The sequence below is a fragment of the Burkholderia sp. WTPI3 genome (assembly GCF_021483755.1).
Taxonomy (GTDB): domain Bacteria; phylum Pseudomonadota; class Gammaproteobacteria; order Burkholderiales; family Burkholderiaceae; genus Burkholderia.
The window spans coordinates 1-2765 of record NZ_JAGIXF010000198.1; the positions used below are offsets into that span (position 1 = coordinate 1).

Below are 2765 nucleotides of genomic sequence, written 5' to 3' on the forward strand. Positions count from 1 at the left end.
ATCGCGATCACCGACACCAGCGAATGCGCGCTGCGCGCGACCGCGTCCTGGTCGAACTCGATCAGCAGGTCGCCCGCGTCGACACGCGCGCCGGCTTCGACGTGCGCCGTGAAGCCCTGCCCGTTCAGCTCGACCGTGTCGATGCCGATGTGCAGCAGCACTTCCGCGCCTTGCGGCGTCGTGATCGTCACAGAGTGGCCGGTGCGCGCGAGATGCGACACGACGCCGGCGCACGGCGCGACGAGCTTGCCCGCGAGCGGATCGATGCCGATGCCGTCGCCGAACATCCCGCCGGAGAACACCGGATCGGGCACGTCGGCCAGCGCAACGATCGGCCCCGTCAGCGGGGCAAGCAGAACGATCTGATCATGGGTGGAACTCTTCAACTGGGACTCCTCGGCGCGTCTCATCGGCTGTCTCGGCTATCAGTGCGTTTCGGTGACTTTGTTCAGGTGGCGCGGCGTGTCGGGATTGCGGCCGCGCGCGACGGCGAGATCCGCCGCCATTACGTAGAACGAAAGAATGGCGGCGATCGGGTCGAGCGCCGAATGGGCGGACTGCGCGAGCGGCAAGGTCGCGCCTGGCGTGCCGGCGGGCGCCGCGAGCAACACGGCCGCGCCGCGTGCGCGCATGTCCTGCGCGAGCTGCAGCAGCCCTGCCTGCTCGGGCCCCGGAGGTGCGAACACGAGCAGCGGATAGTCGCGGTCGATCAGCTCCATCGGGCCATGACGGACTTCGGCGCTCGAGAACGCCTCGGCCTGGATGCCCGAGGTTTCCTTCAGCTTAAGCGCGGCTTCCTGCGCGATCGCAAGGCCGAGGCCGCGGCCGATCACGATCATCCGTTCGATGCCCGCGAGCGCGGCGACGGCCGGCGACCAGTCGAGCTGGCCGGCTTGCGCGAGCACGTCGGGCAGGCCGCGCAGTGCGGTCATCAGCGCGGCGTCGCGCTGCCAGTACGCGACGATCTGCGCGGACGCCGACAGCATCGCGATATAGCTCTTGGTCGCGGCGACCGACAGTTCGGGACCGGCCAGCAACGGCAACGAGTGCTCGCACGCATCGGCGAGCGGCGACGGCAGCACGTTCACGGCGGCGACGGTACGCGCGCCGGCTTCGCGCAGCGCAGCCATCGTGTTGACGAGATCGGGGCTCTTGCCCGACTGGGAGAACGCGATCGCGAGCTGGTCCTGCACCTTCAGCGGCGCCTGCTGCAGCGTCGCGACCGACATCGGCAGCGACGCGACGGGCACGCCGAGGCGGCTCATCGTCAGGCTCGCGAAATAACTGGCGGCGTGATCCGAGCTGCCGCGCGCGACCGTCAGCGCGACGGCCGGCGGGTGATCGAGCAGTTGGCCGGCGAGCGCTTCGACGCGCGTGGTGTCGGCGAGTTGCGCGGCGACAACCTGGGCGGACTCGCGCGCTTCCTTAAGCATATTCGACAATCGATTCTCCTTCGACGTAGGTCGCGGTGAGGTTCAGGTCGCGATCGAACACCGCGAGGTCGGCCCATGCGCCGCGCTCGAGGCGGCCGCGATCGGCGATGCCGAGGTAGTCGGCCGCATAGCGCGACATCCGGTTCGACACGTCGGCGATCGGCAGGCCGATCGACACGAGGTTGCGCAGCGCCTGGTCCATCGTCAGCGTGCTGCCGGCGAGCGTGCCGTCGGCGAGCCGCACGCCGCCGAGGCACTTGGTCACGTGCTGGCTGCCGAGCCGGTATTCGCCGTCGGGCATGCCGGTGGCGGACGTGCTGTCGGTCACGACGTACAGGCGCGGGATCGCGCGCAGCGCCGCACGAATCGCGCCGGGGTGCACGTGCAGCAGATCGGGGATGATTTCCGCGTACTCGGCATGCGCGAGCGCGGCACCGACGAGGCCCGGGTTGCGGTGATGCAGCGGCGACATCGCGTTGAACAGGTGCGTGAAGCCGCACGCGCCGTGCTTGAGCGCGGCGACGGCGTCGTCGTAGGTCGCGAGCGAGTGGCCGAGCTGCACGCGCACGCCGCGCGCGGCCATCTCGCCGATGATCTCGATGTGTCCGGCGATTTCCGGTGCGAGCGTGACGACGCGGATCGGCGCGATCGACAGGTACTTCAACACTTCGTCGAGCACGGCCGACACGGCCGCGTCGGGCTGCGCGCCGAGCTTGCCGGGATTGATGTACGGCCCTTCGAGGTGCACGCCGAGCACGCGCGCGCCGCCCGGCGTACGGGTGCGCGCGACGGTGCCGAGGTTCGCGACGACTTCCATCAGTTCGTCGCGCGGCGCGGTCATCGTCGTCGCGAGCAGGCTCGTCGTGCCGAACTGCGCGTGCGTGCGCGCGATCGTCTCGATCGCGTCGCCGCCTTCCATCACGTCGGCGCCGCCGCCGCCGTGCACGTGCAGGTCGATGAAGCCGGGCAGGATGTACGGCGCGTCGTTCTTCGCCGGGTCGGCGGGCGCGCCGTCAAGCGTGGTGATGCGGCCGTTCTCGCTATCGATCGAACCGTGAATCCAGCCGTCGGGGGTAAGGATATTTCCAGTCAGCATGACGTTTCTCTTGATGATCTGGTGACGCGGACATCCGCGTCGCGATTTGCAAATCCGTTGCGTTTCTTGCGCGTGGCGCGCGGGCAGTCTCGCGCGTCAGCGTTTCAGTTCGGCGACGAAGTCGTAGTAATCGTCGCGGCAATACGTTTCGGTCACTTCGATCGCGCGCTGGTCGGCGCCATAGCCGATGCGCGTGATCACCAGCAGGGCCGAGCCCGGCTTCACCGCCATCCACT

General features: G+C 69.1%; 4 protein-coding genes. All 4 read right to left on the bottom strand.

All coding sequences use genetic code 11. The features are described from left to right. A partial coding sequence (locus J7024_RS36740; protein ID WP_234746039.1) for a PTS sugar transporter subunit IIA occupies positions 1-410 on the bottom strand: 410 nt, incomplete at its 3' end. Positions 411-425: 15 nt separating this feature from the next. Beyond that, a complete protein-coding gene (locus J7024_RS36745; RefSeq protein ID WP_124827914.1) occupies positions 426-1433 on the bottom strand; it encodes an SIS domain-containing protein in 1008 nt (335 codons plus the stop codon). Further along, complete coding sequence (nagA, locus tag J7024_RS36750) at positions 1426-2529, bottom strand: N-acetylglucosamine-6-phosphate deacetylase (RefSeq protein WP_124827872.1); 1104 nt, start codon at positions 2527-2529, stop codon at positions 1426-1428. Before nagA ends, J7024_RS36745 begins: the two co-directional genes overlap by 8 nt. Positions 2530-2625: 96 nt before the next feature. Further along, positions 2626-2765: UTRA domain-containing protein (locus J7024_RS36755; protein WP_234746040.1), on the bottom strand; the 140-nt coding region annotated here is incomplete at its 5' end.